At 72.5% G+C, this 25,660-nt stretch carries 22 protein-coding genes; 13 read left to right on the top strand and 9 right to left on the bottom strand.

Annotated features, from left to right (window positions below; genetic code table 11):
- Positions 1–16: 16 nt before the first annotated feature.
- The 3 genes from ACSDR0_RS26830 to tkt are packed head-to-tail and all read right to left on the bottom strand — an operon-like array spanning position 17 to position 4,792.
- Positions 17–1,645, bottom strand: coding sequence for a glucose-6-phosphate isomerase (locus ACSDR0_RS26830; RefSeq protein WP_435291649.1), 1,629 nt, complete (start codon positions 1,643–1,645; stop codon positions 17–19).
- Positions 1,646–1,652: 7 nt separating this feature from the next.
- Positions 1,653–2,756 (bottom strand): transaldolase, encoded by a 1,104-nt coding sequence (gene tal / locus ACSDR0_RS26825; protein WP_435291648.1) that lies wholly within the window; start codon positions 2,754–2,756, stop codon positions 1,653–1,655.
- A 2-nt stretch (positions 2,757–2,758) separates the two neighbouring features.
- Positions 2,759–4,792: a transketolase gene (gene tkt, locus ACSDR0_RS26820; protein ID WP_435291699.1), complete on the bottom strand. Its 2,034-nt coding sequence runs from the start codon at positions 4,790–4,792 to the stop codon at positions 2,759–2,761.
- A gap of 380 nt (positions 4,793–5,172) precedes the next feature.
- On the opposite strand from tkt, the gene ACSDR0_RS26815 reads away from it, so the two are divergent.
- Positions 5,173–6,126, top strand: a complete 954-nt coding sequence (locus ACSDR0_RS26815; protein ID WP_435291647.1) for a heme o synthase — start codon at positions 5,173–5,175, stop codon at positions 6,124–6,126.
- Between the two features lie 387 nt (positions 6,127–6,513).
- The gene (locus ACSDR0_RS26810) at positions 6,514–7,761 is read left to right on the top strand and encodes a PrsW family intramembrane metalloprotease (RefSeq protein ID WP_435291646.1); all 1,248 of its coding nucleotides are present in this window, start codon (positions 6,514–6,516) and stop codon (positions 7,759–7,761) included.
- Positions 7,762–7,788: 27 nt separating this feature from the next.
- Here the strand turns inward: ACSDR0_RS26810 and ACSDR0_RS26805 are convergent, their stop codons facing one another.
- Both ACSDR0_RS26805 and ACSDR0_RS26800 read right to left on the bottom strand, forming a co-directional pair.
- Entirely contained in the window at positions 7,789–8,469 is a 681-nt protein-coding gene (locus ACSDR0_RS26805) for a SanA/YdcF family protein (protein ID WP_435291645.1), read from the bottom strand.
- 138 nt (positions 8,470–8,607) lie between these two features.
- The gene (locus ACSDR0_RS26800) at positions 8,608–9,615 is read right to left on the bottom strand and encodes a COX15/CtaA family protein (protein WP_435291644.1); all 1,008 of its coding nucleotides are present in this window, start codon (positions 9,613–9,615) and stop codon (positions 8,608–8,610) included.
- Positions 9,616–9,835: 220 nt separating this feature from the next.
- On the opposite strand from ACSDR0_RS26800, the gene ACSDR0_RS26795 reads away from it, so the two are divergent.
- The 11 genes from ACSDR0_RS26795 to ACSDR0_RS26745 all read left to right on the top strand — a co-directional run bounded on the left by ACSDR0_RS26795 (position 9,836) and on the right by ACSDR0_RS26745 (position 20,961).
- Positions 9,836–10,999 carry an NAD(P)/FAD-dependent oxidoreductase gene (locus tag ACSDR0_RS26795; protein ID WP_435291643.1) on the top strand — a complete coding sequence of 388 codons (1,164 nt, stop codon included), beginning with the start codon at positions 9,836–9,838 and terminating at the stop codon, positions 10,997–10,999.
- Positions 11,000–11,069: 70 nt separating this feature from the next.
- Positions 11,070–11,609 (top strand): (2Fe-2S)-binding protein, encoded by a 540-nt coding sequence (locus tag ACSDR0_RS26790; protein WP_435291642.1) that lies wholly within the window; start codon positions 11,070–11,072, stop codon positions 11,607–11,609.
- Complete coding sequence (locus ACSDR0_RS26785; protein WP_435291641.1) at positions 11,606–13,132, top strand: NAD(P)/FAD-dependent oxidoreductase; 1,527 nt, start codon at positions 11,606–11,608, stop codon at positions 13,130–13,132. The genes ACSDR0_RS26790 and ACSDR0_RS26785 overlap by 4 nt, the downstream gene beginning before the upstream one ends.
- Positions 13,133–13,135: 3 nt before the next feature.
- Positions 13,136–14,029, top strand: coding sequence for a dihydrodipicolinate synthase family protein (locus tag ACSDR0_RS26780; RefSeq protein WP_435291640.1), 894 nt, complete (start codon positions 13,136–13,138; stop codon positions 14,027–14,029).
- A 35-nt stretch (positions 14,030–14,064) separates the two neighbouring features.
- Positions 14,065–15,066, top strand: coding sequence for a proline racemase family protein (locus ACSDR0_RS26775; RefSeq protein WP_435291639.1), 1,002 nt, complete (start codon positions 14,065–14,067; stop codon positions 15,064–15,066).
- A 335-nt stretch (positions 15,067–15,401) separates the two neighbouring features.
- Entirely contained in the window at positions 15,402–16,574 is a 1,173-nt protein-coding gene (locus ACSDR0_RS26770; protein WP_435291638.1) for a branched-chain amino acid ABC transporter substrate-binding protein, read from the top strand.
- Positions 16,571–17,464: a branched-chain amino acid ABC transporter permease gene (locus tag ACSDR0_RS26765; protein ID WP_435291637.1), complete on the top strand. Its 894-nt coding sequence runs from the start codon at positions 16,571–16,573 to the stop codon at positions 17,462–17,464. The genes ACSDR0_RS26770 and ACSDR0_RS26765 overlap by 4 nt, the downstream gene beginning before the upstream one ends.
- Positions 17,461–18,468 carry a branched-chain amino acid ABC transporter permease gene (locus ACSDR0_RS26760; RefSeq protein WP_435291636.1) on the top strand — a complete coding sequence of 336 codons (1,008 nt, stop codon included), beginning with the start codon at positions 17,461–17,463 and terminating at the stop codon, positions 18,466–18,468. Before ACSDR0_RS26765 ends, ACSDR0_RS26760 begins: the two co-directional genes overlap by 4 nt.
- Positions 18,465–19,421, top strand: coding sequence for an ABC transporter ATP-binding protein (locus ACSDR0_RS26755; RefSeq protein ID WP_435291635.1), 957 nt, complete (start codon positions 18,465–18,467; stop codon positions 19,419–19,421). Before ACSDR0_RS26760 ends, ACSDR0_RS26755 begins: the two co-directional genes overlap by 4 nt.
- Positions 19,414–20,139 carry an ABC transporter ATP-binding protein gene (locus tag ACSDR0_RS26750; RefSeq protein ID WP_435291634.1) on the top strand — a complete coding sequence of 242 codons (726 nt, stop codon included), beginning with the start codon at positions 19,414–19,416 and terminating at the stop codon, positions 20,137–20,139. Before ACSDR0_RS26755 ends, ACSDR0_RS26750 begins: the two co-directional genes overlap by 8 nt.
- A gap of 138 nt (positions 20,140–20,277) precedes the next feature.
- Positions 20,278–20,961 carry a GntR family transcriptional regulator gene (locus tag ACSDR0_RS26745; RefSeq protein WP_435291633.1) on the top strand — a complete coding sequence of 228 codons (684 nt, stop codon included), beginning with the start codon at positions 20,278–20,280 and terminating at the stop codon, positions 20,959–20,961.
- Between the two features lie 96 nt (positions 20,962–21,057).
- Here ACSDR0_RS26745 and ACSDR0_RS26740 read toward each other — a convergent pair whose 3' ends face one another.
- The 4 genes from ACSDR0_RS26740 to ACSDR0_RS26725 all read right to left on the bottom strand — a co-directional run bounded on the left by ACSDR0_RS26740 (position 21,058) and on the right by ACSDR0_RS26725 (position 25,572).
- On the bottom strand, positions 21,058–21,975 hold the full coding sequence (locus ACSDR0_RS26740; RefSeq protein WP_435291632.1) for an EamA family transporter: 918 nt from the start codon (positions 21,973–21,975) through the stop codon (positions 21,058–21,060).
- 204 nt (positions 21,976–22,179) lie between these two features.
- A complete protein-coding gene (locus ACSDR0_RS26735; RefSeq protein WP_435291631.1) occupies positions 22,180–23,583 on the bottom strand; it encodes a glycosyltransferase family 39 protein in 1,404 nt (467 codons plus the stop codon).
- A gap of 164 nt (positions 23,584–23,747) precedes the next feature.
- Complete coding sequence (locus tag ACSDR0_RS26730; protein ID WP_435291630.1) at positions 23,748–24,515, bottom strand: ABC transporter permease; 768 nt, start codon at positions 24,513–24,515, stop codon at positions 23,748–23,750.
- A gap of 148 nt (positions 24,516–24,663) precedes the next feature.
- Positions 24,664–25,572 carry an ABC transporter ATP-binding protein gene (locus ACSDR0_RS26725; protein WP_435291629.1) on the bottom strand — a complete coding sequence of 303 codons (909 nt, stop codon included), beginning with the start codon at positions 25,570–25,572 and terminating at the stop codon, positions 24,664–24,666.
- Positions 25,573–25,660: the final 88 nt, after the last annotated feature.

The following is a 25,660-nucleotide window of genomic DNA, read 5'->3' as shown; positions in this document are numbered from 1 at the left end:
AACCTCCAGCGGCCCATCAGACCTCCCGTGCGGCGGCGAGCAGGCGCGCGACTCCGGCGGCGCGGTCGGTCAGGTGCAGCCGCACGGCGGGGCGCCCGCGGCTGGCCAGTGCGCCCAGGTCGCCCAGTGCCTGGGCGAGCTGGAGCCGTCCCAGGGTGTAGGGCTTGCCGGGGACCTCGACGTCGTTCTCGACGACGCCGGTGATCTGCAGGAACACCCCGTTCTGCGGGCCGCCCTTGTGGTACTGGCCGGTGGAGTGCAGGAAGCGGGGGCCCCAGCCGAAGGTGACCGGTCGCTCGGTGCGGATCGCGAGCATCCCGCGCAGCGTGGCCGGGTCGGCCCCGCTCCACACGTCCGTCATCTCCTCGAACGAGGCGCCCTCGGCGTACGGGGCGTCGAAGGCCGCCTCACGGTCGAGGTAGGCCATCACCGCGAGGTAACCGCGGTCCGGGATCGCCTCCAGCAGCCGGGTGAGCACGTCCGACAGGTCCTTGACGTCCTCGGAGCCGGGGAACTCGCCGTACACCTCCACCGGGCCGTCGACCAGGATCGGCGTGCCGACCGGCAGCTCGGCCTGGTCGAGCAGCTTGGCGGTGTTCTCCTTGGACTCGGCCACGTTCGGCTGGTTGAACGGGTCGATGCCGAGGACGCGGCCCGCGACGGCCGTGGCGTACTCCCAGACGAGGAACTGCGCGCCCAGCGGGCCGACGACGGTCACGACGCCGTCGGTGTCGATCCCGGCGAGCAGCTCGTCGTCGCCGTCACCCGGGTCGGCGCCCACGACGGGCAGGATGCCCTTGCCGGACTTGCCGGTGGACTCGGCGACCAGCTGCTCGATCCAGTCGGGCAGGCCGTTGATCTCCGACAGGCTGTCCTCGATCACGAGCTTGTCGCGCCCGGCGATCGAGGCGGCGCCCAGGGCGGCGCCGAGGTCGAGGCCGGGGTTGCCCTCGGTCCGCGACAGCAGCGGCGCCACCTCGGCCGCGTCGTCGAGCAGCCGCTCGACGTCGGCGCCCGCCAGCGCGCTGGGCACCAGGCCGAACGCCGTCAGGGCGCTGTAGCGGCCACCCACGTTCGGGTCGGCCAGGATCACCTGGTAGCCCGCCTCGCGGGCGCTCAGCTCCAGGGGCGAGCCCGGGTCGGTGACGACGACGATCCGGGTCGCCGGGTCGATCCCGGCGTCGCGGAAGGCCTTCTCGTAGATCCGCCGGTGGCTGTCGGTCTCGACCGTGCCGCCGCTCTTGCTGGCGACGACCAGGATCGTGTTCTCCAGCCGGTCCTCCAGCGCGCGGCGCACCTGGCCGGGGTCGGTGGTGTCGAGCACGGTCAGGGGCACGTCGGCGGAGGCGGTGATGACCTCGGGGGCGAGGGAGGAGCCGCCCATGCCCGCCAGGACCACGTGGTCCAGGCCCTCGGCGCGGGCCCGCTCCACCAGCGCGCCGATCTCGGGGAGCAGCTCCCTGCTCGTCACCGGGAGGTCGAGCCAGCCGAGGCGGACCGCCGCCTCGGCCTGCGCCTCCGGGCCCCACAGGGCGGGGTCCTTGGAGGCCAGGGCCTGGGGAACCCCCTCGGAGGTGAGCTGCCCGACCGTCTCCGCGGCCTGATCGGCGAAGTCGTCCTCGCCGAACGTTACGGACACTGACATGTGTTCCTCACGCCTTCTTCAGCTCGGCGGCGACGGTCGCCAGCAGCTCGTTCCAGGAGGCCTCGAACTTGTCCAGGCCGTCCTCCTCAAGGAACTTCACGACGTCGTCGTAGTCGATGCCGGCCTCCTTGAGCGCGGCCATGGTGTTCCAGGCCTCCTCGTAGGAGGGGCGGATCGTGTCGCCGCCGATCCTGCCATGATCGGCCGTCGCGTCGAGGGTCTTCTCCGGCATCGTGTTGACCGTGCCCGAGGTGACCAGCTCGTCGACGTAGAGGGTGTCGGGGTAGTCGGGGTTCTTGGTCCCGGTGGAGGCCCACAGCGGGCGCTGCGGCCGGGCCCCGGCCGCGGCCAGCGCCTGCCAGCGCGGGGACGCGACGACCTCCTCGAAGGCGGCGAAGGCGAGGCGGGCGTTGGCGAGCGCGGCCTTGCCCTTCAGCGCCAGGGCCTCGGGGGTGCCGGCCTTGTCCAGGCGCTTGTCGATCTCGCCGTCCACGCGGCTGACGAAGAACGAGGCCACCGACTCGATGGCCGACAGGTCGAGGCCGTTCTCCTTGGCCTTCTCCAGGCCGCTCAGCCAGGCGTCCATCACGGCGCGGTAGCGCTCAAGGGAGAAGATCAGCGTGACGTTGACGCTGATGCCCTCGGAGATCGCCTGCGCGATCGCGGGAAGGCCCTCGACGGTGGCGGGGATCTTGATGAACAGGTTGGGCCGGTCGACCAGCCACCACAGCGCGCGCGCCTCGGCGACGGTCTTGTCGGTCTCCCTGGACAGGCGGGGGTCGACCTCGATCGACACCCGGCCGTCCACCTGGCCGGTGGCGTCGTAGACGGGCCTCAGCACGTCGGCGGCCCAGCGGATGTCGTACGTGGTGATGGCCCGCACGGCCTCCTCGACGTCGACACCGCGGATCTTCAGGTCGTGCAGCTGGCCGTCGTAGGCGTCACCCTTGCTCAGCGCCGACGCGAAGATCGTCGGGTTGGAGGTGACACCGACCACGTGCTTGTCGCGGATCAAGGACTGCAGGTTGCCCGTACGCAGGCGCTCGCGGCTGATGTCGTCCAGCCAGATGGAGACGCCCTGCTCGGAGAGCTTCTTCAGGATCTCACTCATGATCAGTTTCCCGTCGTCTCGCCCTTGTCGGCTCCGGTCTTGGCGAGGCTCGCCTTGGCGGCGGCGGCCACGCGCTCGGCGGTCAGCCCGAACTGCTCGTAGAGGGTCTTGTAGGGGGCCGAGGCACCGAAGTGCTCCAGGCCGACCACCACACCCTCGTCTCCCACGAACTCCCGCCAGCCCAGCGCGATTCCCGCCTCCACCGCCACGCGAGCGCGTACCGCCGACGGCAGCACCGTCTGCCGGTAGGCCGCGTCCTGAGCCTGGAACCACTCCACGCACGGCATCGACACGACCCGGGTGGCGATGCCCTCCGCCTCCAGGATCTCGCGGGCCCCGATGGCGATCTCGACCTCGGAGCCGGTACCGATCAGGACCACCGAGGGCTGCCCGTCGGAGGCGTCCCGCAGGATGTAACCGCCGCGGGCGACCTTCTCCGCGTCGCCGGTGCCCTCGTAGACCGGCAGGTTCTGGCGGGTCAGCGCCAGCGCGGCCGGGCGGTCGTTGTGCTCGAGCACGACCTGCCAGGCGGCGGCCGTCTCGTTGGCGTCGGCCGGGCGGACCACGTCGAGGCCGGGGATGGCGCGCAGCGCCCACAGGTGCTCGATGGGCTGGTGCGTCGGGCCGTCCTCGCCCAGGCCGATGGAGTCATGCGTCCACACGTAGGTGACCGGCAGCCTCATCAGCGCCGCCAGCCGCACGGCCGGGCGCATGTAGTCGCTGAACACCAGGAACGTGCCACCGTACGGGCGGGTGCCGCCGTGCAGCGCGATGCCGTTGAGGATCGCCCCCATGCCGTGCTCGCGGATGCCGAAGTGCAGCGTGCGGCCGTAGGGGCCGCCGGGGAACGCCTCGGTCTGGAACTCCTCGGGGATGAAGGACGGCTCGCCCTTCATCGTGGTGTTGTTGGACTCGGCCAGGTCGGCCGAGCCGCCCCACAGCTCGGGCAGCACCGGCGCGAGGGCGCTGAGCACCTCGCCGGAGGCCTTGCGGGTGGCGACGGAGGAGCCGACCTCGAAGGTCGGTAGCGCCTCGGTCCAGCCCGCAGGGAGCCTGCGCACGGAGATGCGGTCGAACTCGGCGGCGCGCTCGGGGTTGGCCTCGCGCCAGCTCTGGTAGAGCTTGTCCCACTCGGCGCGCACGATCCGGCCGCGCGCGACGACCTCGCGGGCGTGCTCCAGCACCTCGGCGGGGACGTCGAAGCTCTTCTCGACGTCGAAGCCCATGACCTTCTTGGTCGCGGCGACCTCGTCGGCGCCCAGCGCCGAGCCGTGGATCTTGCCGGTGTTCTGCTTGTTGGGGGCGGGCCAGCCGATGATCGTGCGCAGCCGGATGAACGACGGCCTGCCGGTCTCGGCGCGGGCGGCCTCCAGGGCCTGGTGCAGCGCCTCGACGTCCTCGACGTAGTCGCCCGTCCGCGTCCAGTCGACGGTCTGGGTGTGCCAGCCGTACGCCTCGTAGCGCGCGACGACGTCCTCGCTCAGCGCGATCCGGGTGTCGTCCTCGATCGAGATGTGGTTGCTGTCGAAGACGACGGTCAGGTTGCCCAGCCTCTGGTGGGCCGCGAGGGCGCTCACCTCGTGGCTGATGCCCTCCTCGATGTCACCCTCGGAGGCGATGCACCAGATGTTGTGGTCGAAGGGGCTCGCGCCCGCTGCGGCGTCCGGGTCGAACAGGCCGCGCTCGCGGCGGGCGGCCATCGCCATGCCGACCGCGTTGCCGATCCCCTGGCCGAGCGGGCCGGTGGTGGTCTCGACGCCGACGGTGTGGCCGTGCTCGGGGTGGGCCGGGGTCAGGCTCTCCCACTGGCGCAGCCCCTTGAGGTCGTCCAGGCTGAGGCCGTAACCCGACAGGAAGAGCTGGATGTAGAGGGTCAGGCTGCTGTGACCCGCGGAAAGGACGAACCGGTCACGGCCCACCCACGAGGGGTCTGACGGGTCGTGCCGCATCACCTGCTGGAACAGCAGGTACGCGGCCGGCGCCAGGCTCATCGCGGTGCCGGGGTGACCCGAGCCCGCCTTCTCTACCGCGTCCATGGCCAGGGCCCGTACGACGTCGACCGCACGGCGGTCCAGGTCGCTCCATTCGAGGGCTGGCACGAGTTCACTGCTCAAGTGCTCGATCTCCGGATCTAGTCGTGTGATGATGGCGCCGGTCTGGTATTTCCCGCCCACACCGGACCCTAACGGGTTCGACCTCGCCACCGTGGCGCAGGTCGATCCAGGGGGGCTAGCGTGACCCGCAGGCGGCGCGCACCCCCTCGCGGGAGTCCCCTCGCGCCGCTTCCGCACCCCGTGCCGGGACCGGCCACCCCTGCAACTACAGTGAGTCCTCAAGGCTGGCTGGTGCCCGCATTCACGGATTCGCTCTAATCAGAGGTTACGCGTTGACCCCGCACGTGCTGGAAGCGCCTTAGATGGTGCTCACCGACAAGCAATCGACGGCCCCGCCCGAGGCGGGCACGGTCCCCGAGGCCGCGCCGCGCTCCTTCGGCGACGTCGTGAAGGCGTACGTCGCCCTCACGAAGCCGCGGATCATCGAGCTGCTGCTGATCACGACGCTACCGGTGATGTTCCTGGCGGCCAAGGGCCTGCCTCCGTTGTGGATCGCCGTCAACACCCTGGTGTTCGGCACCCTGTCGGCGGGCAGCGCGAACGCGCTGAACTGCTACATCGACCGTGACATCGACGCGGCCATGCGCCGCACCCGGCGCCGCCCGCTGGCCCGCGACCTGGTGCCGCCGACGAACGCGCTGATCTTCGGGATCATCCTCGGCGTGTTGTCCACTCTTGGCCTCGGCTTGACGGTGAATTGGCTCGCCGCGGGCCTTTCGCTGGCCGCGAACCTGTTCTACGTGCTCGTCTACTCGATGATCCTCAAGCGGCGGACCTCGCAGAACGTGGTGTGGGGCGGCCTCGCCGGCTGCATGCCGGTGCTGATCGGCTGGGCGGGCGTCACCGGTGGCCTCGACTGGGCACCCGTGGTGCTCTTCGGCGTGGTGTTCTTCTGGACGCCGCCGCACACCTGGACCCTCGCCATGCGCTACAAGGAGGACTACGCGGCGGCGAAGGTCCCCATGCTCCCGGTGGTCGCCACCGAGCGCCGCGTGGTGCTGGAGAGCATCGTCTACACCTGGGCCACGGTGCTCTGCTCGCTGCTGCTGTGGCCGGTGGCCGGGACCACCCTTCTCTACCCCGTCGTGGCCGCCGTCCTCGGCGCCGCCTGCCTGTGGGAGGTCCACCGCCTCCTCGGCCGGGTCAACGCGGGCAAGACCGGTGTCGACCTGCGCCCGATGCGCTTCTTCCACTGGTCCAACGCCTACCTGGCGCTGCTGTTCCTGGCCGTCGCCATCGACTCGATGTTCGTCTGATGTTCGCCTGACGCCCATCTGAGGCCCGTCCGAGTCGTCTCGCACGTACGTTCTCCTCCGGTGCGCCCGTTTCCGCGCCCCGGCCGCGGGGGAGACGTCTCCCGGGGGAACATGTTTTCTTGACCGGCCCGGGGTGGGCCTGGTCGTGGGGAGGATGGTTCGTGGTCTTCGGGAAACCCTGGGAGCCCGATTCCGGCTCCGGCCGCGAGGGCGGCCCATCGCTCGGTATGGTTTCGGGATTCGCGGCGGCCGGGCGGGCCGGCCGGGTTCACCGGGTTCCCCGCGAGGTGCGGCCGGGGTCCGGTGGCAGGGTGCGGTCCGTCAACCTTCGGGCGGCAATCTCCCGGTTCGAGCCGTGGGGTGGGCGCCAACGGTTACGGTGGCCACATGACCGGCCATGACCCCCGCTGGGTGCTCAGGGACCGCCCGTCTGTCGCGCTGATCGCCGGGCTCGTCCTGGCGGGGCTGTGCGCCCTGGTGTCGTTCTCCTTCGACGTGCTGAACGGCGACCCGGTCTACTTCTTCATCGCCCTGGGCCTCGCGCTGGCGCCCGTCCCGGTGCTGCTGGCCGCGGTGCTGGCGCTCGACCGCATCGAGCCCGAGCCGCGCGGCAACCTGCTCTTCGCGTTCGCCTGGGGCGCGGGAGTGGCGGTCCTGGTCGCCGGGGTCATCAACTCCTTCAACCTGCTCTACATCGAGAACACCGCCCAGCTGGGCTACGACTACGCGCGCAATGTCACCGCCACGTTCGGCGCCCCCGTGGTCGAGGAGACGATGAAGGGCCTGGTCCTGCTGGGCCTGCTCAGGTTCAAGCGCGCCGAGCTGGACGGGCCCACCGACGGGATCATCTACGCCAGCATGGTCGGCCTCGGCTTCGCCATGAGCGAGAACGTCAGCTACTACGTGGCCGCGCTCGACGAGCTGGGCGCGCAGGGTCTGGCGGTGACCGTGGTGCTGCGCGGGATCCTCTCCCCGTTCGCGCACCCGCTGTTCACCTCCATGATCGGTGTCGCGGTGGCCTACGCGGCGCAGCGCCGGGGACCGGGGCGGATCTTCGTCATCGCCGCCGGATGGATCGGCGCGATGCTGCTGCACGGCATCTGGAACGGCTTCGCCTCCTACGTCGGCATCGGCGGCCTGGCTGTCGCCTACCTGCTGCTGATGACCGTGCTGTTCGTGCTGATCTGGATCATCTTCCGCGACCGCAAGCGCATCATCGCGCTCATCCAGACCTACCTGCCCGCCTACTGGGCGACGGGGCTGGTGTCCTCGGGCGACGTCGCGATGCTCTCGTCCCTGCCCAGCCGCCGCCAGGCCCGGCAGTGGGCCAGAAAGCACGGGGGCAGGCCGGCCCTGCGGGCGATGAGCGACTACCAGCTCGCGGCCACCGAGCTCGGCCTGCTCCACGAGCGGGCCAGGGGCCACGTGATCGACGAGCGCACGTTCAACGAGGAGCAGCGGGCGCTGCTGGAGTGCATGGCCGGTGCCCGCGCCCAGTTCCCCGCGCCGCCCGCCGCCGGGAACGCTCCGGCGGGCCACGCCTTCGGCGGCCCGTCCCATCCGCAGGGCGGCTCCGCCGGTCAGCCCGGAGGTGGTCCCGGTCATCCGCCGCAGGACGGGGCGTTTCGCCTGTAGGGCGGCCCCGGCCGGTCGCGGCGGGGTTCACCCCAGCCGGAGCGCGGTCTCCAGGGTGGTCTCGCGTGGTCCGGGGAAGACGGGCCGCGAGTCGAGGAGCACGGAGTCGACGAGCCCCTTCGCCGAGGCGAGGAACTCGCGGGCCGCGAGGCCGTAGGTGGACACCCAGCGCTTGGACGAGTCGTCGCCCACGCCGAAGGCGTCGATGCCCGCCGTGCGGCACAGGGTGACCGCCCTGGGCAGGTGGAACACCTGGGTGACCACGGTGACCTTGGTGGCGCCGAACACGGTCCGGGCCCGCACGCACGAGTCCCAGGTGTCGAAGCCCGCGTAGTCCAGGACCAGCGCCCCGGCCGGTACGCCGCTCGCCAGCAGATAGTCGCGCATCACGGTCGGCTCGTCGTAGTCCGCGCGGCTGTTGTCGCCGGAGAGCAGGATCGCCTCGACCTTTCCGGCCCGGTAGAGCTGCGCGGAGATGTCCAGCCGCCTGGCCAGCATGGGGCTGGGGGAGCTCCCGACGACGCCCGCCCCCAGCACCAGCGCCACCGGGGCCTCGGGAACCCCGGCCACCCAGCCGGGGGAGGAGTCGGCGACCGCCCGGTGCCCGGAGCTGGCCAGCCAGGCCCAGGTGATCGGGGCGATGGCCAGGACGCTCAGCAGCACGGTCCACTGGTAGCAACGCCGCATGATCGTGCGTGACAACGACATCCGATCATTGTCCAGCCGTACCGGGACCGCGTCGAGTGCGGGCGGCGGCGTACGGGGGCGTACGGGTGGTGTGTACGGGCGGCTCGGACGCGGACGGTGGTGTGCGGGTGATGTACGGGCGGCGGTGTGCGGGGCGGCTCAGACGCGGACGGCGTCGAGCTCGCCGGTGACCGCCTCCGAGGCGTCCCCCGGCCCGCGCGGGCCGGTCGCGAACACCACCCGCAGCGCGCAGACCCAGACCAGGGTCGCGCCGAGCACGTGGAGGTTGACCAGGGCCGCGGGCACGCCCAGGAAGTACTGGACGTATCCGAGGACCCCCTGCGCCGCCTCCACGCACAGCAGCGTCCAGGCGGCCCGCCGGGCGTACCCGGGCGCGTCGGTGACGTGCAGCGCGAACGCCAGCGCGAAGGTGAGGCCGACGACGACGTAGGCGACGTCGGCGTGGATCCTCGCCACGGTCTCGATGTCGAAGCCGAACCGGGAGGCCATCTCGTCCCCGGAGTGCGGCCCGGTGCCGGTCACCACCACGCCCACGACGAGCAGGACGAACACGGCGGCGACGAGCGCGAAGGCGAGCGTGCGGACGGTGCGGTGGACCCGCTGCCGGGGCGGGGTCTCGTCCCGGCCCCCGCTTTCGGCCTCGCCGGTGCGGGCGTACAGCGCGTACGCCGCGGCGATCATGCCGATGGAGACCAGGAAGTGCACGCTCACGGTGACCGGGTTGAGCGCGCTGCGCACGACCAGGCCGCCCCAGAGCCCCTGGAAGGCCACGCCGATCGGCTGCAGCCAGGCCAGCCTGACCAGGCCGGGGTGGCGGGACGGCAGCCGCAGGGCGGCGATCAGGCAGGCCACGCCGACGGCCAGCACCAGGAAGGTCAGCATCCGGTTGCCGAACTCGATCGCCATGTTCAGCGGCGAGATCTCGGAGTGGGCCACCGGGACGAAGCTCTCCGGCGTGCACCGGGGCCAGGTGGGGCAGCCCAGGCCCGACCCGCTGACCCGCACCGCGGCACCCGTCACCGTGATCCCGACGTTGACGACGACCGCCGCCAGCGCCCAGCGGCGCAGGGCGGGCAAGGTCGGCGGCCCCACGATCCGCGCCGACTTCAGGGCATGCCGGCGGGCCTGGTCAAGGAGGTGGTTCACGGCTCACATGCTAGGCGGCGAGGTGCGCGGTCCCGCCTCGGACCCCGGGTACCGGCGGCTGGTGCGGGCGCCCGCCACGGGACGGCGTGTCCCGCGGGCCCGTGGGTAGGGGTGGGCGTGAGCCGAGGGTACGTCTGTGATGTCCGTTTTGGTGCATTGATCCGTCAAAAGGTATGTGACATAGTACTGCCGAGCCCGAGGCGCGGGAGCGAGGTGAGACATGCCGGACGTCGTGGTCGTCGGCGCCGGGGTCGTCGGTGCCGCCTGCGCCTACTACGCCGCCCGCGCCGGGCTGGACGTCGTGGTCGTCGACCGGGGGGCGGTGGCGGGCGGTACGACGGGCGCGGGCGAGGGCAACATCCTGGTCTCCGACAAGGAACCGGGACCCGAACTCGACCTGGCGCTGCTCTCCAACCGGCTCTGGCGAGACCTGGCCGGGGCTGACGGGCCTGACGGTGCTGACGGGGGGTTCGAGTTCGAGGCCAAGGGCGGCCTGGTGGTCGCCGAGACGGACGAGATCCTGGAGGCGCTCACCGACCTGGCGGGTGAACAGGACGTCGAGCACGTCCCCGTCGCCCCGGGGGAACTCGGCGACTACGAGCCCCACCTGGCCACGGGGCTCGCCGGAGGCGTGTTCTACCCGCAAGACGCCCAGGTCCAGCCCATGCTGGCGGCGGCCAGGCTCATCCGGAGGGGCGCCGAGCGGTTCGGCCACGGCGCCCTGATGCTGCGTACCGGCGTCACGGTGACCGGCTTCCTCCGCGACGGCGACCGGGTCACCGGCGTCACCACCGACCAGGGGGACATCCTCGCCGGAGCCGTCGTCAACGCCGCGGGCACCTGGGGCGGCGAGATCGCCGCGCTGGCCGGTGTACACGTCCCGATCCTGCCCAGGCGCGGCTTCATCCTCGTCACCGAGCCTCTCGCCGGGCCGCTGATCAGGCACAAGGTCTACACCGCCGCCTACGTCACCGCGGTGGCCAGCGACTCGGAGGGGCTGGAGACGTCCGCCGTCGTGGAGAGCACCCCGTCGGGGCCGGTGCTCATCGGCGCCAGCCGCGAGCGGGTCGGCTTCGACCGCACGGTCTCCGTCCCGGTCCTCGAACGTCTCGCCCGCCAGGCCGTGGAGCTCTTCCCCGCCCTGGCGGCGTACCGGGCGATCCGCGCCTACTGCGGCTTCCGCCCCTACTGTCCCGACCACCTCCCGGTGATCGGGGAGGATCCCCGGGCACCCGGGCTCTACCACGCCTGCGGACACGAGGGGGCGGGCATCGGCCTGGCCCCGGCCACCGGCCACCTGATCGCCCGGCTCCTGGCCGGTCTCCGCCCAGACCTGGACCTCACTCCCTTCCGCCCGGACCGCTTCACCCGGGAGGCCTCGTGACCCGCTTCGTGACCCGCTCCGTGATCTGTGCCCCGGGCCGGAATCGGTGGCTTGCCCGCGGGGGTGTCCGATGAGGGATCCGTACCGCCTGGTGGGGGCGCGGCCCGAGCCGGGATTCGAGATCAGCGTGGACGGCGCTCCCGTCCCGGTGGTCCCCGGCCAGACCGTCGGCGCCGCCATGCACGGCGCGGGCGTGCGCTCCTGGCGCACCACCAGGTTCGGCGGGCGCCCGCGCGGGCTGTTCTGCGGCATCGGGGTCTGTTTCGACTGCCTGGTCACGATCAACGGGACCCCGTCCCTGCGCGCCTGCCTGACCGAGGCGCTCCCGGGAGACCTGGTGACGACCGGCGGCCCCTCGGCCCCGGCCCAGGGCCCGCCGGAGCACGAGGCCGGAGCCGGGCCGGACGAGCGGGCGGACGGCGATCCGGCCGCCCCGGGCGCGCATGACCCTCGTGATCTCGGCCCCTCCGGTACGGAGAGGGACGCCCTGGGCGCGTACGCTCCTCGTGATCTCGGCCCTTCCGGTACGGAGGGGGACGTCCCGGGCACGCGCACGCCTCGCGATCCCGGCGTCTCCGGCACGGAGGCGCCGGGGGTGAGCGGCCGATGACGCGGATTCACGATCTCGCCGTCGTCGGCGCGGGCCCCGCGGGGGTCGCGGGCGCGCTCACCGCCGCCCTGGCCGGGCTGGACGTCGTGCTGGTCGACGGTGCCGCCAGGCCGGGCGGCCAGTACTTCCGCCACCCCGCCGAGGGGTTCCACGCCGCGCGGCCCGGTGCGCTCCACCACGGCCTCGGCAGGTTCACCCGCCAGTGGGAGACGCTCCGCGAGCGCGCCGAGGTGCTGATGCGCCACCGGGTCTGGGCGGTCGAGCGCGTGGACGGGGCGATCACCCTACGGTGCCTGGAGGGAGACCGCGAGGAGCGGCCCCGCACGGTGACCGCGCGCGGGCTGCTGATCGCCACCGGCGCGCACGACCGGCCGCTCCCGTTCCCCGGCTGGGACCTGCCGGGGGTGCTCACCGCGGGCGGCGCGCAGGCGCTGCTCAAGGGCGACCTGGTCCTCGCGGGCAGCAGGGTCGTGGTCGCGGGTACCGGCCCGTTCCTGCTCCCCGTCGCCGCGGGCCTGGCGGACGCGGGGGCCCGGGTGCTCGGCGTCCACGAGGCCAACCGCCGGTTCGGGCTCGCCAGGCACCCGCTGCTCGCCGCGGGACGGGCCGGGGAGGCCCTGGGATACGGAGCGCGCCTGGCCCGGCACCGGATTCCCTACCGCGGCCGCGAGGCGGTGATCGCCGCGCACGGCGACACCGCGCTGACCCATGTCACCGTGGCGAGCCTGGACGGCGACTGGCGGCCGCTCTCGACGAGGACCGTCGAGTGCGACACCCTCGCCTGCGGCTACGGGTTCGTCCCCCAGCTCGACCTGCCGGTCCAGCTGGACTGCGCCACCCGCCGCGACCACGACGGCAGCCCGGTCGTCGCGGTGGACGCGGGCATGCGCACCAGCGTGCCCGGCGTCTATGCGGCGGGGGAGTCCACCGGTGTCGGCGGGGCGCCGCTCGCCGAGGTGGAGGGGCGCCTCGCGGGCCGGTCCGCCGCCGCCGACCTGGGCCGCCCGGTGCCGCCCGACCCGGCCCTGTCCCGGCGCGGGGACCGGCTCGCCGCCTTCGCGCGAGCCCTGCTGGAGGCCTACCCGGTACGGCCCGGCTGGCAGGACTGGCTCCGCGACGACACGCTCGTGTGCCGCTGCGAGGAGGTGCCCCTGTCGGCCGTACGTGAGGCCCAGGCGATGGGGGCCGTCGACGCGCGCTCCGTCAAGCTCCTGGCGCGCCCGGGGATGGGGTGGTGCCAGGGCAGGATGTGCGGCTACGCGGTCGCGTGCCTCGCCGGTGAGGACCCCGCGCCGCCCCGGCGCCCGATCGCCCAGCCCGTCAGGCTCGGCGACCTCGCCGCGCGGTCACGGGCCTCTTCGGAGCCTGGCGGGCCGGGGATTTCACTGGACCCGGACCGTGCGGGAGCTCGTCCGGAGCCACGCCCGGACCGTACGGGACCTCCCTCGGACCCGCGCCCGGATCGTAAGGAAGCTCCCACGGACCCGGCCGTCCACCGGCTGGAAACCCCCTCGGAAGGATGAACCATGACGACCCCCGTGAAGCCCTGGCACGGTGTGACGGTGGCCACCGCGCTGCCCCTGGGCGCGGATCTCTCCGTCGACCTGGACGGCTACGCCGAGCACTGCCGGTGGCTGGTCGCCTCCGGGTGCGACGGCGTCGTGCCGAACGGATCGCTGGGCGAGTACCAGACGCTGACCCCCGAGGAGCGGGCCTCGGTCGTGGAGACGGCGGTCGCGGCCGTCGGCGGCGACCGCGTCATGCCCGGTGTCGCCGCCTATGGCGCCCTGGAGGCCCGGCGCTGGGCGGAGCAGGCCGGTGAGGCCGGGTGCCGCGCGGTGATGCTGCTCCCGCCGAACGCCTACCGCGCCGACGACAGGACCGTGGTGGAGCACTACCGCGAGGTGGCCCGCGCCGGTCTGCCGGTGGTGGCCTACAACAACCCCTTCGACACCCGGGTGGACCTCACCCCCCGGCTGCTGGCCACCCTCCACGCCGAGGGCCTGATCGCCGGGGTCAAGGAGTTCAGCGGAGACGTCCGCCGGATCTACGAGATCGCCGAGCTCGCCCCCGGCCTGGACGTGCTGGCCGGGGCCGACGACGTACTGCTGGAGCTGGTCACCGCCGGGGCGGTCGGCTGGGTGGCCGGATTCCCCAACGCGCTGCCCGAGTCGACCGTGGCCCTGTACCGGGCGGCCGTGGCGGGGGACACGGCCACCGCGCTGCCGCTCTACCGCGCGCTGCACCCGCTGCTTCGCTGGGACTCCAGGCCGGTGTTCGTCCAGGCCATCAAGCTCTCCATGGACCTGGCCGGGCGCAACGGCGGCCCGTGCCGCCCGCCCAGGCTCGGCCTCGACCCCGAGCAGGAGGCCGCCGTACGCGCCGCCACGGAGAAGGCCCTGGCCGAGGGCCTGCGGTAGACCCCGCCCCGTACCCTTTTCCGCGAGGAGAGTCGATGAGAACGAAGAGGATCTTCCACGCGGTGGACTCCCACACCGAGGGCATGCCCACCCGAGTGATCACCGGGGGAGTGGGGGTCATCCCCGGCTCGACCATGGCCAAGCGCCGCGAGCACTTCCTGGCCGAGATGGACCACGTCCGCACCCTGCTCATGTACGAGCCGCGCGGCCACTCGGCGATGAGCGGGGCCATCCTGCAACCGCCCACCAGGCCCGACGCCGACTACGGCGTGCTCTACATCGAGGTCTCCGGCTGCCTGCCCATGTGCGGGCACGGCACCATCGGCGTGGCCACCGTCCTCGTCGAGACCGGGATGGTCGAGGTCGCCGAGCCGGTCACCACCATCCGGCTGGACACCCCGGCAGGCCTGGTCGTCGCCGAGGTACGGGTCGAGGACGGCGCCGCCACGGAGGTGACCATCACCAACGTGCCCTCCTTCAGCGCGGGGTTGGACCGCGTGGTCAAGGTGCCCGGCGTCGGGGAGGTCGTCTACGACCTCGCCTACGGCGGCAACTACTACGCGATCCTGCCCATCGAGTCCGTGGACCTGCCGTTCGAGCGCTCGCACAAGCAGCGGATCCTCGACACGGGCCTGGCGATCATGGAGGCGATCAACGAGCGGGACGAGCCCGTCCATCCGCTGGACCCGGGCATCCGGGGCTGCCACCACGTGCAGTTCACCGCGCCCGGCGCGGGCGCCGGGCACTCGCGGCACGCGATGGCGATCCACCCCGGCTGGTTCGACCGCTCGCCGTGCGGCACCGGCACCAGCGCCCGGATGGCCCAGCTGCACGCCAGGGGGGAGCTTCCCCTGGACACCGCCTTCGTGAACGAGTCGTTCATCGGTACCCGCTTCGTCGGGCGGCTCACGGGGGAGACGGAGGTGGCGGGCCTGCCCGCGGTGGTCCCGGCCATCACCGGGCGGGCGTGGGTCACCGGCACCGCCCAGTATTTCCTCGACCCCCGCGATCCGTTCCCGGCAGGTTTTCTCCTCTGACGTCCTCGGGCCTTCTCCGACCTTCTCTGGCCTTTTCGGGCCTGCTCCTGCCCCCGGCCCGCTCGCCCCCGGCCCGCCGGCCGGGGGCGTTTTCCCGCGGGGGCCGTACGACGACCGTTATTCCCGGCCCCCGGAGCCCTCGCCGGGTACCGCTACCGGCGCCATCCGCTCCCGTTCCGAGCTGCGAATACACCGCCGTACCCGGAGCGGTCCCCGATGGGTCGCGCCTCGCCAGGGGAAACGACGTATTAACGTTAACGGTCTTGTTTCGGCCCTTGACGTGTACTTACATTGCACGTGCAATATCACACATCACCAGATGTGAGGAGCCGCACATGCGCGCCACCCCCCTGAAATGCTTCACGTCGCTGGCCGTTCTCGGTCTCCTGGTCACCGGATGTGGCCAGGGGCTGCTCGGTGACGGCGGCGGAGGCCAGACGGCCGCCGCGAAGGACGAGCCGATCGTCCTCGGCATGCTGATCCCGCAGTCGGGCAGCGAGGCCGCCATCGGTCCCTACATGAGCAACGCGGCGCAGCTCGCGATCGACGAGATCAACGCCAAGGGCGGTGTGCTCGGCCGCAAGCTGGAGCTGAAGACCGCCGACGACGCCTGCGACGCCCAGTCCGCGGCGGCGGGCGCCAACAAGCTGGTCACCGAGGGGGTCGACGTCTCCGTGGGCGGCTACTGCTCCGGTGCGACGCTACCCACCCTGCCGATCTTCGGCAAGGCCGGGATCCCGATGATCATCCCGGCCGCCAACTCCCAGGAACTGGTCGACCAGAAGCTCAAGCACGTCTTCCTGATCAACGGCACGGGCTCCCAGCAGGCCGCGGCCGCGGAGAAGTGGATCACCAAGCAGGGCTCCAAGAGCGTCGCGCTCATGCACGACAACACCAGTTACTCCAAGGACATCGCGCTGCGTACCCAGGCCCTCCTGGAGGCCCCGGGCGGAGCCGAGGCCGTGATCACCGAGGCGGTCACCCCGAAGGAGAGCGACTACAGCGCCAACATCACCAACGTGCTGGCCAAGAAGCCCGACTTCGTCTACTGGACCGGCTACTTCCAGGAGGGCGGCCTGATCGCGCGCCAGCTCCGGCAGGCCGGATACAAGGACTCCATCATGGTCGGCGACGGCTCGGTCTCCCCCAAGCTGATCGAGATCGCCGGAGACGAGGCCGCCGAGGGCCTGTACGCCACGATGACCCAGACGCCCGACACCCTCCAGGGCGCCGAGGGCTGGATCGAGGCCTACAAGAAGAAGTACGCCTCCGAGCCGGGCCCGTACTCCAACCAGGCCTACGACGCGGTGCGGCTGGCCGCCGAGGCGGTCACCAAGGCGGGCGCCACCGACGGCGACAAGGTCATCGCGGCGCTTGAGGCGATCGACGGCTTCTCGATGTTCTCCGGGCCGCTGAAGTTCACCCCCGAGCACACCCTGGCCAACGGCGGCTTCCAGATCCTCGTCGTCAAGGACGACAAGTTCGCCCTGCAGGACGCCCTCAAGTGACGCAGCTCGTCTGGAACGGGCTGTTCGTCGGCTCGTTCTACGCCCTGGTCGCCCTGGGGTACAGCATGGTCTACGGGATCATCAAGCTGCTCAACTTCGCCCACGGTGACCTGTACATGCTCGGCGCGTTCGCCGGTTTCGCCATCCTCGGCGCGTTCGGCGGCGTGTCCTCCTCGATGGCCCTGCCGCTGCTGCTCGCGGTGCTCCTGGTGACCATGGTCGTCACCGGCCTGGCCGGGGTGGCGCTGGAGCGGATCGCCTACCGCCCGCTGCGCCGAGCCCCGCGACTGTCCCTGCTGATCACCGCGGTCGGGGCCTCCTTCGCCCTGGAGTACGGGATGCGCGCGGCGGCCGGGGCCGACCCGCGGGTCTACCCGGTGCGGCTGGGCGGCACCTCGCTGGAGATCCTCGGGGCCCGGCTCACCGTGCAGCAGGTCGTCCTGGTGGGCGTGGCGGTGCTCCTCATGGCCGGGCTCAACCTGCTGGTCACCCGCACCCGCGAGGGCCGGGCCATGCGGGCCATCGCGCTGGACCCGCGCACCAGCGCGCTGATGGGCATCGACGTCAACGCGGTGATCTCCCGCACCTTCTTCATCGGCTCGGCGCTGGCGGGGGCCGCGGGCGTGATGGCCGGGGCGTACTACGGGAAGATCGACTTCTTGATGGGCTTCCTGATCGGGCTCAAGGCCTTCACGGCGGCCGTCATCGGAGGCATCGGCAACATCCCCGGCACGATGCTCGGCGGGCTGCTGCTCGGGCTGCTGGAGTCGTTCGGCACGTTCTGGCTGGGCGGCGAGTGGCGCGACGTGTTCGCCTTCGGGGTGCTGATCCTGTTCCTCACGGTGCGGCCCACTGGCCTGCTCGGCGAGCGCGTCACGGAGCGCGTATGACCGGCGCCACCGGGCCCACCGGGCCCGCAGGGAACGCGGGGTCCTCCGTGAAGAGGGTCCGTCGCCTCGGCACGGACAGGCCGCCCAGCCGGGCGTCGAAGCTGATGCAGAACCGCTGGGCCGGGCTCGCCGGGCTGCTGATCGCGCTGCTGGCCCCCTTCGTCAACGCCACGCCGTACGCGCTGTCGGTCATGACCAGCGCGGCCATCGCCGTGATGCTCGCCGCGGGGCTGAACATCGTGGTCGGCTACTGCGGCCTGCTCGACCTGGGCTACGTCGCCTTCTTCGCGGTCGGCGCCTACACCAGCGGCGTGCTGGCCACCCGCTTCGACCTGCCGCTGCTGGCCACGGTGCCCGCCGTGCTCGTGGTCACGGTCGTCGCCGGGATCGTCATCGGCGCCCCCACCCTGCGACTGCGCAGCGACTACCTCGCCATCGTGACCCTCGGTTTCGGCGAGATCATCCGGATCACCGCCAACAACCTGGACGTCACCGGCGGCCCCTCGGGCATCTACGGCATCCCGCATCTGGTCGAGAGTCCCGCGGCCTTCTACTACGTCACCGTGGCCGTCGTCTCGCTGGCCGTCCTCGGCGCGGCGCGGCTGGGCCGCTCCCGCCTGGGCCGGGCCTGGCGCTTCGTCCGCGAGGACGAGGACGCCGCCGAGGCGATGGGCGTGCACACCTACCGGGTCAAGCTCGCCGCCTACATCGCAGGGGCGGTCTGGGGCGGCCTGGCCGGGGTGTTGTTCGCCGCGCAGCTGTCGGCCATCTCACCGGGCAGTTTCACCTTCCTGTCGTCGGCGCTGGTGCTCATGGCCGTGGTCCTGGGCGGCATGGGCTCGGTGCCCGGCGTCGTCGTCGGCGCCGTCGTGATCAGCATCCTGCCGGAGATCCTGCGCGACCTCGCCGACTACCGGTTCTTCCTGTTCGGCGTACTCCTCATCGCCTTCATGCTCCTGCGACCGCAGGGGATCTGGCCGGCCCGTTCCAAGGAGGTTCCGTGAGCCTGCTGAGCGTGACCGACCTGCGCCTGACCTTCGGCGGTCTGGTGGCCATCGACGGCCTGTCGTTCTCGGTGGACGAGGCGGAGATCGTCTCCGTGATCGGTCCCAACGGAGCGGGCAAGACGTCGGCCTTCAACTGCGTCACCGGCTTCTACCGGCCGACCTCGGGCCGGATCACCCTGCGCGGCAGGGACCTGCCGGGGTTGCGGCCCTCGGCCATCGCGGGCCTGGGCGTCGCGCGGACCTTCCAGAACCTGCGCCTGTTCGGCGAGCTGTCGGTCCTGGACAACGTGCGCGCCGGATCGCACCTGTGGCTGCGTCAGAGCGTCCTGGACGCCCTGCTGCACACGCCGCGCTACCGGCGCTCCGAGCGCGAGTGCACCGAGCAGGCCCACCACTGGCTGGACTTCGTCGGCCTGCGCGGCGACCGGTACGGGCAGGCCAGAAACCTTCCCTACGGCGAGCAGCGCCGTACGGAGATCGCCCGTGCCCTGGCCCGCCGCCCCGACCTGTTGCTGCTGGACGAGCCCGCGGCCGGGCTCAACCACGGCGAGAAGGCCGAGATGCTGGACCTGATCCGGCGCATCCAGGCGCTGGGGGTGGCCATCGTGCTCATCGAGCACGACATGGGCCTGGTGATGGAGGTCTCCGAGCGCGTGGTCGTGCTCAACTTCGGCAGGGAGATCGCCGACGGCCGCCCCGAGGACGTCCGGCGCGACCCGGCCGTCATCGAGGCCTACCTCGGTGGTGACACCACCGCCGCGAGGGACGAGCCCGGCGGGACCGCGACGGCGCGGAAAGGCGACGCGGCGCAAGACGGCGCCGGCGAGGAGACGGCGGAGAAAGACCGCGCGAGACGAGACGGCGCAGGCGAGGAGACGGCCGGGAAAGACGGCGCAGGACAAGACGGCGCCGGGAAAGAGACCACGGCCGGGGGAGACGCCAATGCTTGACATCGACGGGCTGGACGTCCACTACGGCGGCGTACACGCCCTGCGCGGGCTGTCCCTCGGCGTCGCCGAGGGGGAGATCGTCGCCCTGCTGGGCAACAACGGCGCGGGCAAGACCACCACGCTGTCCGCGGTCTCCGGGCTGCTGCGGCCCAGCGGCGGCAGGGTGGTCTTCGACGGGAAGGAGATCACCAGGGAGAAGCCGCACAAAATCACCGCGCGCGGCCTGGTGCACGTCCCGGAGGGCCGCAGGATCTTCAGCACGCTCAGCGTCCACGAGAACCTCCAGCTGGGCGGCTACCTGGTCCGCGACCAGGCGGAGGTCCGCGCGCGGATCGAGCGCGTCTACGAGTTGCTGCCTCGCCTGGCCGAGCGGCGCGCACAGCAGGGCGGCACGCTGTCGGGCGGCGAGCAGCAGATGCTCGCCATCGGCAGGGCACTGGTCACCGGGCCCCGGCTGCTGCTGCTCGACGAGCCGTCCATGGGCCTGGCGCCCCTGGTGGTCGCCTCGGTCATGGAGCTCATCGCGGGCATCAACGCCCAGGGCACCTCGGTGCTGCTCGTCGAGCAGAACGCCGTCGCCGCCCTCGGGATCGCGCACCGCGGGTACGTGATCGAGAACGGCGAGTGCGTCCTCGACGGGCCCGCCGCCGAGCTCCGCCGTGACCCCCGGGTGGTCGAGGCCTATCTCGGCGGAGCCGGGGGGAGCGAGCGGAGATGATCGGCGGACCCGTCACCGGCGCCGTGTCCCCGGGATCGGACCCCGGGTGTCCGGGGGGTCGCGCATGGCCTGGGAGGATATGGGGGTGGCGGGTTCCGCCGATCAGGCGTGGACGCGAGCGACACGAGAGGCTCCGGTATGGCTTCTAGGGCGGACGGCCGGCTCGATCTGCCGGCCGTGAGCGAGCGGCAGAGCCTGCGGGAGCAGGTGGCCCACGCGCTCAGGGCGGCCCTGATCACCGGCGAGATGAGGCCCGGCATGGTCTACTCCGCACCGGTCCTCGCCGCCCAGTTCGGGGTCTCGGCGACCCCGGTGCGCGAGGCCATGCTCGACCTGGCCAAGGAGGGCCTGGTCGAGGCGGTGCGCAACAAGGGCTTCCGGGTCACCGAGCTGTCCGACCGTGATCTGGACGAGCTGACCGAGATCCGCAGGCTCATCGAGGTGCCCACGGTGGCCCAGCTGGCCGACGCCGGGCGCGCGCCGAGCTTCGAGACACTGCGCCCGCTGGCCCAGGCGATCGTCGACGCCGCCGAGCGCGGCGACCTGCTCGCGTACGTCGACGCCGACATCCGCTTCCACCTGGACCTGCTCGCCCTGGCGGGCAACGCCCACCTCGTGGAGGTGGTCCGCGACCTGCGCAACCGGGCCCGCCTGTACGGTCTGTCCTCCCTGCACCGGCGGGGCACCCTCGCCGACTCAGCCCGCGAGCACCTCACGCTGCTCGAGCTGCTCTCCGCGGGCGACGCGAGCGGTGCCGAGCGGCTGATGCGCGACCACATCCGGCACGTCCGCGGCATCTGGGCCAGCCGGCCCGAGGAGTAGCGCGGCCTGACGGCCCGCGCGCGACGGGCCGGCCGTGCCGCGACGGCCCGGCAGGCGGGCCGCCGGTGCCCCGGGGCGCGGGGCGCGGGGACGGGGTCAGCGGGCGCTTCGGGTGGCGCCGACGCTGGCGATGACCACGCAGCCGATGGCGGCCCACTCCCGCACCTGGAGCACCTCGCCCAGCACCAGCAGCCCGACCATCGCGGCCACCGCGGGCTCCAGGCTCATCAGGATGCCGAAGACCCGCTTGGGCATCCTGCGCAGCGCCTCCAGCTCGATCGAGTAGGGGATGACCGACGACAGCAGCCCCACCCCGAGCCCGATCAGCAGCAGTTCGGGCTGGAGCAGGTCGGTGCCGCCGGAGGCGATCCCGACGGGGGCGACCAGGACACAGGAGACGATCATCGCCAGGGCGAGGCCGCTCGTCCCGGGGAAACGGCGGCCGACCGAGGCCGACAGCAGGATGTAGCCGGCCCAGCAGGCCGCCGCCACCAGGGCGAAGGCGATCCCGGCCCAGCTGATCCTGGACGCCCCCGCGCCCCAGGGAGCCAGCAGCAGCACACCCGACCCGGCGAGCACGACCCAGAGCAGGTCGAGGCGGCGGCGCGAGGCCGCCACCGCGACGCCGAGCGGGCCGAGGAACTCGATCGCCACCGCGATGCCCATGGGCAGCCGGGCCAGCGCCTCGTAGAACGACAGGTTCATCACGCCCAGCGTCACGCCGAACGCCACCCCGGCCCCGATGTCCGCCCGGGACAGCCCGCGCAACCGGGGACGGACGACCAGCCCCATGATCAGCGCACCTGTCGCGATCCGCAGGAACACCACGGCGCTCGGCGGCAGCTGGGAGAACAGATCCTTCGCGAAGCCCGCGCCCACCTGCACCGACAGGATGGCCAGCATCACCAGCCCTGACGGCGGGATGGCGTCGGAGGCCGCCTTCAGCAGCGCTCCGGGCCTGGGCAGCCCCGGCTTGTACGGCTCGGCGGGCCCGTGCAGGGCTTCGGCGGTCACGACTCTCCTCATGCCAGGTGCAAAGCAGCACATGACACATTACTTATCGGGACTCTCATTTTCAGCGGCGTCCGCGATGCGAGACGGCCCTGCGAAACGGTCCCGCGGGATCCGGCGGTCCCGAGAGAGGGGCCGCTCCGGCGGAGGGGACGGCTCCTTCCCACGGCGGCCCGGTCCCCTCCGCCGGAAGGAGCGCCCTGCCGTCTATCCGGCGTCCGGCGCCGGATCGCGGGTGTAGAGCGCCACGGTCATGCCGGGCACGCGGCCCGTCCGCCACGCCTTGACCCGGACGAATCCCTCCTTGAGGAGGGTGGTGACCCGGCCGACGCGCGAGGCCGCCTCGGATCCGCCCCGCCAGACCACCCAGACCCGCTCGCGCCCGGCCACGGCGGCGGCCACGTCGGAGCGCTCCGGGTAGCCGAAGGAGTCGGGCAGGGGGTCGGGCCCGGCGAGCAGCACGTCGTCGGGCAGCCCCCTCCCGCCGTGTCGCGTCTCGTCGTAGTAGAGAAACCCCTCGCGCAGGGAGGAGCGCCCGTAGACGAGGGCGTCGCCGGGCCGGGACTCGCTCGCGAGGATCCGTACCGCCCGGGGGAAGTTCTCGTGGTGCCCGTCCTCCCTGCGGAAGTCCAGGTGGCCGGGGACCCCGGCCGCCAGGACGCCCGCCAGCGCGAGCCCGGCGGGCAGGCGGGGCAGCGCGGCGAGCGCGAGCCCGGCCAGCAGCGCGTACGCGGGCACCGTCGCGAACAGGTAGCGGTCGACGTAGACCGGCGAGACCAGGTGGGACAGGGCGAACAGCAGCAGGGGCGGCAGGAGCGCCCAGGCGCCCAGCAGGACGATCCAGAGCCGGTCGGCGCCGTGCCGCCCGCGCAGGAACGGGGCGGCCGCCGCGACGGCCAGGACCACGCACCCCGCCAGGGCGGTGCCCCCGGCCATCTTGGGCAGCGCCAGGAACACGTCGGGCCCCGGCATGGTGATCCAGCTGATCGCGTGCCGCTCGGCGAAGCCGACCGCCGCCCAGACGGCCCCCGGGACACACCCCACGGCCATGCAGGCCAGCACCCTGGGCAGGACGCCCCGCCCGTACAGCCCGATCGCGAGCAGGTGCGCGGCCATCACGAGCAGCGCGAACACCTGCGTGCAGCCCAGCAGCGCGACGGCGGCCGCGTACCTCCACCAGGCGCCGCGCCGTCCGGGCTCCTCGATCGCCCGGTACAGCGCCCAGGTGGCCAGGACCGCGGCGGCGGCGGCGAACGCGTAGGAGCGGATGTTCTGCCCGTGGTAGGAGACCGAGGGCAGGAAGGTGTAGACGGCGGCGGCGGCCAGTCCGGCGGGCTGCGAGCTCAGCCGGCGTCCCAGGTCGGCGATGAGCGCGGTGGCCGCGCCCGTCGCGAGCGCCGAGGGCAGGCGCATCCACCACTCGGCCTCCCCGAACTGGAGCCACAGGTGCATGAACCCGTAGTAGGGCAGGAAGTGCCCGTCGATGTGCTGGGCCAGTTCCCAGAGTCCTCCGGCGCCGCGGCGGGCCGCGCTGAGGGTGGCGAGCTCGTCCCCCGACTGGGAGACCGTGGACGAGCCCGCGACGGCGACAAGCGTGGCAACGATCCCCATGGCCAAACTTGGCCAGATTCGCCCCGTATGTCGTGTCGCCGGACGGGATGAGGACCGCGTTCCGGTAATGATCACCCGGAGGATGGTAGATCTTGGTGATCATCCCCGTTGATCTTTTACGGTGAAAAATGGGGATATTTACGATTAAATGATCTCTGGTCGGGTCATTCCCAGCGGAACAGCCGGGAGGTCAGGAAGAGCGACACCGCCGCCCACGCCGCGAGGATCGCCACGGCGGCGAGCGGCAGTCCCGCGCCGTCGCTCAGGACCGCGCGGAGCCCCCCGGTCAGCGCCGAGATCGGCAGCAGCTCCAGCACCGGCCGTACCGACTCGGGGAACCTCGCCAGAGGGAAGGCGACCCCGCCGCAGGCCAGCAGGAGCAGGTAGACGAGGTTCGCCGCGGCGAGCGTGGCCTCGGCGCGCAGCGTTCCCGCCATCAGCAGGCCGAGCCCGCTGAACGCGGCGGTGCCCAGCACGACCAGCAGGAGCGCCGCGAGCGGCGAGCCCGCGGGGTGCCAGCCCAGGGCGAGCGCCACCCCGCAGATGACCGCCACCTGGATGACCTCCACGGCGATCACCGCGAGCGTCTTGGACAGCATCAGCCCGGTCCGCGACAGCGGGGTCGCGCCCAGCCGCTTCAGCACGCCGTACCGGCGCTCGAAGCCCGTCGCGATGGCCTGCCCGGTGAAGGCGGTGGACATCACGGCCAGCGCGAGCACCCCGGGGGTCATGAAGCCGATCCGGGAACCGCCGCCCAGGTCGAGGATCGGGGCGGAGGAGAGGCCGACGAGCAGCAGCACCGGGATGATCATCGTGAGCAGCAGCTGCTCGCCGTTGCGGAGCATCGCCCGGATCTCCGCGCCCGTCTGGGCCGCCACCATCCGGCCCAGCGGCGCGGCTCCGGGGGCCGGCGTGAGGTCCAGTGTCGTCATGGGGCTCTCCTGCGGTCTGGCCTGCGGTCTGGCTCGGGCCGCGCCCGGACGCGCGCGGGGCGGTGGCCAAGGGGTTTCGAGGGCGCCGCCGGAGCGGGGAACCTCGGGGGCCTCACCGGAGCAAGGGATTTCGGGGACGCGGGGGGACTCACCGGAGCTCATGCCCGGTCAGCTCCAGGAAGACGTCCTCCAGGGTGCGCCGCTCGATGCTGAGGTCGTCGGCGGTCACCCCCTCGGCGGCGCACCAGGTCGTCACGGTGGCCAGGAGGCCGGGCGCGACCTGCCCCTCGATGATGTAGTGCCCCGCCGGCGACTCCTTGGCCGCGCTGCCGTCGGGCAGGGCGGCGAGCAGCTCGTCCAGGCAGAGGCCGGGCCGGGCGCGAAAGCGCAGCTGCCGCTCGGCGCCGGTGAGGGCCGAGGGCGTGCCCTCGGCGACCACCCTGCCGCGGTCGATGATCACAATCTGGTCGGAGAGCCTCTCCGCCTCGTCCATGTGGTGGGTGGTGAGCACCACCGAGACCCCGCTCGCGCGCAGGTCCTCGATCAGCTCCCAGCAGGCACGTCTGGCCTGCGGGTCCAGGCCCGCGGTCGGCTCGTCGAGGAAGACCAGCTCGGGGCGGCCGATGACCGCTCCCGCCAGCGACACGCGCTGCTGCTGGCCACCGGAGAGCCTGCGGTACGGGGTGCGGGCGTGCTCGCTCAGCCCCAGCCGCTCCAGCAGGGCCGCGGGGTCGAGCGGGTGGGCGTGGAAGCGGGCCATCAGCCGCAGCCACTGCCCGCAGCGGGACGCGGGGGGAACGCCGCCCGCCTGGAGCATCACCCCGACCCTGGCCCGCAGCTCCGGCCTCGACGGGTCGAGCCCGAGCACCCTCACGGCGCCGCCGTCGGCCCGGCGGAATCCCTCGCAGATCTCCAGCGTGGAGGTCTTGCCGGCCCCGTTGGGGCCCAGCACCGCGGTGACCGCGCCGCGGGCGGCGTTGAAGGTCAGGCCGTCGATCGCGGTCGTCCCGCCGTATCTCTTGACCAGGTCGACGATCTCGACGGCTGGGGAGTCCATGGCCACGAGTTTAGGGACTGTGTCCGCCGGTCACGTTCCCGGACCGCGCGTCCCGGGTCGGCCCGAGCCCGTTTCCCGCCCGGAACTG

Source organism: Streptosporangium sp. G11, from assembly GCF_051192615.1.
Taxonomy (GTDB): domain Bacteria; phylum Actinomycetota; class Actinomycetes; order Streptosporangiales; family Streptosporangiaceae; genus Streptosporangium.
This window is presented reverse-complemented; position numbering and strand designations above follow the sequence as displayed.